The 5,294-nt window shown below is 48.0% G+C and carries 5 protein-coding genes, 4 tRNA genes and 1 rRNA gene; 8 read left to right on the top strand and 2 right to left on the bottom strand.

Annotation, left to right across the window (positions count from 1 at the left end):
* Positions 1–157: 157 nt before the first annotated feature.
* From rrf to birA, 3 genes are all read left to right on the top strand, one after another.
* Positions 158–273, top strand: a 5S ribosomal RNA gene (rrf, locus tag DES37_RS24990).
* Between the two features lie 238 nt (positions 274–511).
* Positions 512–1,540, top strand: a complete 1,029-nt coding sequence (gene murB, locus DES37_RS24985) for a UDP-N-acetylmuramate dehydrogenase (protein ID WP_110028244.1) — start codon at positions 512–514, stop codon at positions 1,538–1,540.
* Positions 1,537–2,499: a bifunctional biotin--[acetyl-CoA-carboxylase] ligase/biotin operon repressor BirA gene (gene birA / locus DES37_RS24980; protein ID WP_110028243.1), complete on the top strand. Its 963-nt coding sequence runs from the start codon at positions 1,537–1,539 to the stop codon at positions 2,497–2,499. Before murB ends, birA begins: the two co-directional genes overlap by 4 nt.
* 32 nt (positions 2,500–2,531) lie before the next feature.
* Here birA and coaA read toward each other — a convergent pair whose 3' ends face one another.
* Both coaA and DES37_RS24970 read right to left on the bottom strand, forming a co-directional pair.
* Positions 2,532–3,458 carry a type I pantothenate kinase gene (coaA, locus tag DES37_RS24975; RefSeq protein WP_036103598.1) on the bottom strand — a complete coding sequence of 309 codons (927 nt, stop codon included), beginning with the start codon at positions 3,456–3,458 and terminating at the stop codon, positions 2,532–2,534.
* A 227-nt stretch (positions 3,459–3,685) separates the two neighbouring features.
* Entirely contained in the window at positions 3,686–4,183 is a 498-nt protein-coding gene (locus DES37_RS24970) for a GNAT family N-acetyltransferase (RefSeq protein ID WP_170123817.1), read from the bottom strand.
* 336 nt (positions 4,184–4,519) lie between these two features.
* Here DES37_RS24970 and DES37_RS24965 point away from each other — a divergent pair.
* The 5 genes from DES37_RS24965 to DES37_RS24945 form a co-directional block, all read left to right on the top strand.
* Positions 4,520–4,595 (top strand) — tRNA-Thr (locus DES37_RS24965).
* Between the two features lie 9 nt (positions 4,596–4,604).
* A tRNA-Tyr gene (locus DES37_RS24960) sits at positions 4,605–4,689 on the top strand.
* 114 nt (positions 4,690–4,803) lie between these two features.
* Positions 4,804–4,878: transfer RNA gene (locus DES37_RS24955), tRNA-Gly, on the top strand.
* A 6-nt stretch (positions 4,879–4,884) separates the two neighbouring features.
* A tRNA-Thr gene (locus DES37_RS24950) sits at positions 4,885–4,960 on the top strand.
* Between the two features lie 112 nt (positions 4,961–5,072).
* On the top strand, positions 5,073–5,294 hold a 222-nt coding region (locus DES37_RS24945; protein WP_000031665.1), incomplete at its 3' end, for a GTP-binding protein.

Raw genomic sequence — 5,294 nt, 5'->3', positions numbered from 1 at the left:
GGTGTGTAAGCGCAGCGATGCGTTGAGCTAACCGGTACTAATGAACCGTGAGGCTTAACCTTACAACGCCAAAGATGTTTTGGTGTGAGAGACGAAATTTTTAGCTTGTTAACGGATAATATTCATGGCCGTGAGGCGGTGAATAAAACAGAATATGCCTGGCGGCAAGAGCGCGGTGGTCCCACCTGACCCCATGCCGAACTCAGAAGTGAAACGCCGTAGCGCCGATGGTAGTGTGGGGTCTCCCCATGCGAGAGTAGGGAACTGCCAGGCTTCAATTAAGAAGAACCCTCAGCGAAAGCTGGGGGTTTTTTGCTTTTGTGACAACTCAACCCTGCGCCACTCCTCAGGGATACATTCGGGCAGCAAGACTCAGGCAATACTCTGCGTGATAGGAGTCTGAGCCGTATTTCTGCTATCAATCTGGCTGGTATCAAAATCCTTCTTGTGACAAGCCATTACACCATGAATCGGTTACACTAATTGCTGTCGGTCAGCAGGAAGAGCGTTCATGAGCAATACGTTAAAACCATTTCATACCTTTGGCATAGATGTCTGCGCGCAGCATATCGTTATTGCAAATTCAGCGGCAGAGATTGTTTCTGCCTGGCAAAGTGCGCAGGGCGCTCAGCAGCCTGCTTTAATCGTAGGGGAAGGGAGTAATCTCCTGTTCCTCGATGACTTTTCTGGCACGGTTATTCTTAACCGTATTGCCGGAATCCACATTGAAGAAGACAGCAATAACTGGCTACTGCATGTTGGGGCCGGTGAAAACTGGCACCATCTGGTCGAGTTTTCCCTGGAGAAGGGTATCGCTGGCCTGGAAAACCTTGCACTAATACCTGGCTGTGTTGGGTCATCACCTATCCAGAATATTGGGGCATATGGCCGCGAAGTAAAAGATGTGTGCGCCTACGTCGACTGTATCAATCTGGAAACCAGTGAGGTGCTGCGCCTGAGCGCAGAGGAGTGCCAGTTTGCCTACCGGGACAGCGTTTTTAAACATGAATATAAAGACCGAATGGCCATTGTTGCCGTAGGTTTTCGCCTGCCTAAGCAGTGGGTACCATTAATTACATATGGTGATTTAGCACAACTGGCAAAAGACAGTGTTACACCACAGCAAATATTTGATGCAGTGTGTCATATGCGCCGTACCAAATTACCGGATCCGGCGGTACAGGGTAATGCTGGCAGTTTCTTCAAAAACCCAGTAGTAGATGCAATAACTGCAGATGAACTGCTGCAACACTACCCCAAAATACCTCATTATCCCCAGACAGACGGCACCGTTAAACTGGCCGCAGGGTGGCTTATCGACCAGTGTGGGTTAAAAGGCTACCAGGCGGGGGGAGCCGCAGTGCATCAGAATCAGGCATTAGTACTGGTTAATGCCAATAATGCAACCAGCGAAGATGTTGTGAACCTTGCCCGAAACGTGCGTCAGAAGGTCGGTGAGAAATTCAATGTATGGCTGGAACCCGAAGTGCGCTTCATTGGTCGTCAGGGTGAAGTCAGTGCCGTGGAGGCGATTGCATGAAGGACAATAAAGTACCATTAACGCTTATTTCTATTTTGTCGGACGGTGAATTTCACTCGGGAGAACAACTGGGCGAACACCTGGGTATGAGCCGGGCAGCAATTAATAAGCATATTCAAACACTGCGCGATTGGGGTATTGACGTTTTCACCGTACCCGGCAAAGGTTACAGCCTGCCAGAGCCCATCCAGCTACTTAGCGCTGATGTTGTGCAGGCGGGTGTCACCGCAGGGAGCGTGACGGTTCTCCCCGTTATTGATTCAACTAACCAGTACCTCATTGAGCGTATCGATTCTCTTAATTCTGGTGATGTTTGTATTGCTGAATACCAGCAGGCAGGGCGAGGGCGCCGGGGGCGTCAGTGGTTTTCACCATTCGGAGCCAACCTCTATCTTTCCATGTACTGGAAACTTGAGCAAGGCCCGGCGGCAGCTGTAGGCCTGAGCCTGGTGATTGGCATCATTATGGCAGAAGTGCTTCATGCCCTGGGCGCAGATCAGGTGCGTGTAAAATGGCCTAATGACCTCTATCTTCATGACCGAAAACTTGCGGGCATCTTAACTGAACTAACAGGGAAAACAGGTGATGCTGCGCATATCGTCAGTGGTGCGGGGATCAATCTGACAATGCGTAATGTTGAGTCAACCATTGTTAATCAGGGGTGGATCAGCCTGCAAGAGGCGGGTGTTTCAATCGACCGTAATCAACTGGCAATTTATCTTATCAATGCCTTGCGGGACGCACTGTTGATTTTTGAGGCCCATGGTTTGACACCATTTTTGCCTCGTTGGGAAAAACTGGATAACTTTATTAACCGCCCCGTGAAACTCATTATTGGCGAGCGAGAAATTACCGGGATCTCTCGGGGTATTAATGAACAGGGCGCATTGATGCTGGAGCAAAATGGTATGATTACGCCGTGGATGGGCGGTGAAATTTCATTGCGTGGAGTGATGTAAACAGGGGGGCAGGGCTCCCCTGTTTGGCGTATCTATTTTCTTAATCTTACATGCTCAACCGCATGATTACTGCTTTTACTCAGAATCAGACTGGCTCTTTCTCTGGTTGGCAGAATGTTTTCTTTCAGGTTTAACCAATTGATTTCCTGCCATAATTGAGTAGCGACGTTGACAGCCTGCTGCTCTGTCAATTGGGCGTAATTATGAAAATACGAATCCGGGTCGGTGAATGCGCCTTTACGGAATTTCAGAAAACGATTGATATACCAGGTTTGCAATAGCTCTTCCGGCGCATCAACATAAATAGAAAAATCCACGAAGTCTGAAACAAATACATGGTGTGGTGCATGAGGATAATCCATGCCACTTTGCAAAACATTCAACCCTTCGAGAATTAATATATCGGGTTGTGAGACGGTTTTATCCCCATCAGGAATAACATCATAAATGAGGTGAGAATAGACGGGGGCACTGACTGACGGCGCACCAGATTTCAGCTCAGAAACAAATTTAACCAGCCGGTACATATCATAGGATTCCGGGAACCCTTTCTTTTTCATCAAACCACGTTCTTTAAGCACCTCATTAGGGTGTAAAAAACCATCTGTGGTAATGAGTTCTACACGGCGGTGTTCTGGCCAGCGGCTGAGTAGCGCCTGCAAGACACGGGCTGTAGTGCTTTTCCCTACCGCAACACTTCCGGCAATACTGATGATATAAGGGATCCTCTGGCCATTGGTTCCCAGAAATTGCTCAAGCACAGCCTGACGGCGCAGGTTTGAACTGATATAAAAGTTAAGCAAACGAGAAAGTGGTAAATAAATCTCAGCAACTTCCTCCATTGAAAGGTCTTCATTGATACCTTTCAACCGCGCAATCTCACCTTCGGTCAGTGTCATGGGAACTGAATCACGAAGTGCAGCCCATTGGCTCCGGTTAAACTGTAGATAAGGAGTCATTCACATATACTCTTGTTTCGCTTATGTACCTGATCATTGCAACGAATTCCAGCACTGAAAAAGCCAACCAGTCTGCGACCGATACAAGGCACACCGAGAAAAAGTTATTTTGATAATGGTCTGGAGGGTATCACCAGATGGCGTCGAATAATAAGAAAAAATAAGTTTAGGTGATGCTTTAGGAGGAAAGCATCACCTGAGATCCATTTTTCGTTTCGGCTGAGTCGTCAGAGGGACACGGCAGCGAACAGTCGTTTGTAATAAATCATGGAAGATGAAAACCCATTGTGCTGAGAAAACGTATAGTCCGGTAGCTCGCCAAGGCACCGGTAACCCTGAGCACGATAAAAAAGCTCTGCACCAGAGCCTGCTTTGGCTCCCAGGCAAATCAACCCCCGCTTGTGGGCCCGTGCTGCACTTTCCAGTGTCTCAAGCAGATGGCGGCCAATACCTCTGCGGCGACAACGTTGATGTACTACCAGAGCATTAATCTCTGCACGGTTAATCGCATCGTCAGTTTGTGCCAGCCTTAATTGAATTGCTCCTGTAATGCCTTCCTCATCTCTGGCAATCCACATGAGTAATTGTCCCCGGCTAATAGCATCTTTTATGTCCGACACTTCCCCCGGTACGCATTGCGTTGTATTCAATGCGCCAGGCAGTGCTTCGGATAGTTGCTGGCTGTAGACTGATAGCATGGTAGGGCTCAGCGGAATAATCTTCATGGCATTAACCTCCATCACAGATAACCAAACAGAGAAATGCAAAATGTGATCCATATCTCATGCATGGATTGGGCCGAAGAAACAATCTGCGAACTATCTTTCTGCACCATTGCCTGCCAGTTGTATAAAAATTGCACTTCAATGATGCGTGGGAAAAAAGAATGAGTAACCCCTGGAGTATTATCATGGCTAACAAACTGAAGGATATTTGTTCGCCTCAGGCTGAAAAGTAGTCATAATTGCGATGTGTAGTGCAAAATGTGAGCGATAGAACATTTTATGCGATTTTTTTGTTGCATCACGGGGAATGTGTTCCTAGAATGCGCGCTACTTGATGCCGACTTAGCTCAGTAGGTAGAGCAACTGACTTGTAATCAGTAGGTCACCAGTTCGATTCCGGTAGTCGGCACCATCAAGTTCGGGTGGGGTTCCCGAGCGGCCAAAGGGAGCAGACTGTAAATCTGCCGTCATCGACTTCGAAGGTTCGAATCCTTCCCCCACCACCAATTTCGGCAATGCATAAGTATTGCCCGGGGCGTTTAAAAGATTAAGCGACCCGAATGCTGAGAGAAATCCTCTCATAATTCCGACAGAAAAATCAGGTAGCCGAGTTCCAGTGTGCGGGCATCGTATAATGGCTATTACCTCAGCCTTCCAAGCTGATGATGCGGGTTCGATTCCCGCTGCCCGCTCCAAGATGTGCTGATATAGCTCAGTTGGTAGAGCGCACCCTTGGTAAGGGTGAGGTCGGCAGTTCGAATCTGCCTATCAGCACCACTTCTTATTCTCCCTCCCTGCTTTATTCTGTTTAAGGTTCTGTTAATTCAGGCTTAATGCCTGGTTGATGTGGTGATATCACCGATTTATCCGTGTCTTAGAGGGACAATCGATGTCTAAAGAAAAGTTTGAACGTACAAAACCGCACGTCAACGTCGGTACTATCGGTCACGTTGACCATGGTAAAACAACCCTGACTGCTGCAATCACTACTGTTCTGGCAAAAACCTACGGTGGTGCCGCTCGCGCATTCGACCAGATCGATAACGCACCGGAAGAAAAAGCACGTGGTATCACCATCAACACTTCTCACGTTGAATACGATACCCCGACC

Source organism: Mangrovibacter plantisponsor (assembly GCF_003182475.1).
Lineage (GTDB): Bacteria > Pseudomonadota > Gammaproteobacteria > Enterobacterales > Enterobacteriaceae > Mangrovibacter > Mangrovibacter plantisponsor.
The sequence above is the reverse complement of the archived record's forward strand: the minus strand, read 5'-3'. Positions and strand labels throughout refer to the sequence as shown.

Excerpts from the sequence above, each read along its gene's own strand:
- murB (WP_110028244.1), top strand. The coding sequence starts at position 512 with ATGAGCAATACGTTAAAACCATTTCATACCTTTGGCATAGATGTCTGC.
- birA (WP_110028243.1), top strand. The coding sequence starts at position 1,537 with ATGAAGGACAATAAAGTACCATTAACGCTTATTTCTATTTTGTCGGAC.
- coaA (WP_036103598.1), bottom strand. The coding sequence starts at position 3,458 with ATGACTCCTTATCTACAGTTTAACCGGAGCCAATGGGCTGCACTTCGT.
- DES37_RS24970 (WP_170123817.1), bottom strand. The coding sequence starts at position 4,183 with ATGAAGATTATTCCGCTGAGCCCTACCATGCTATCAGTCTACAGCCAG.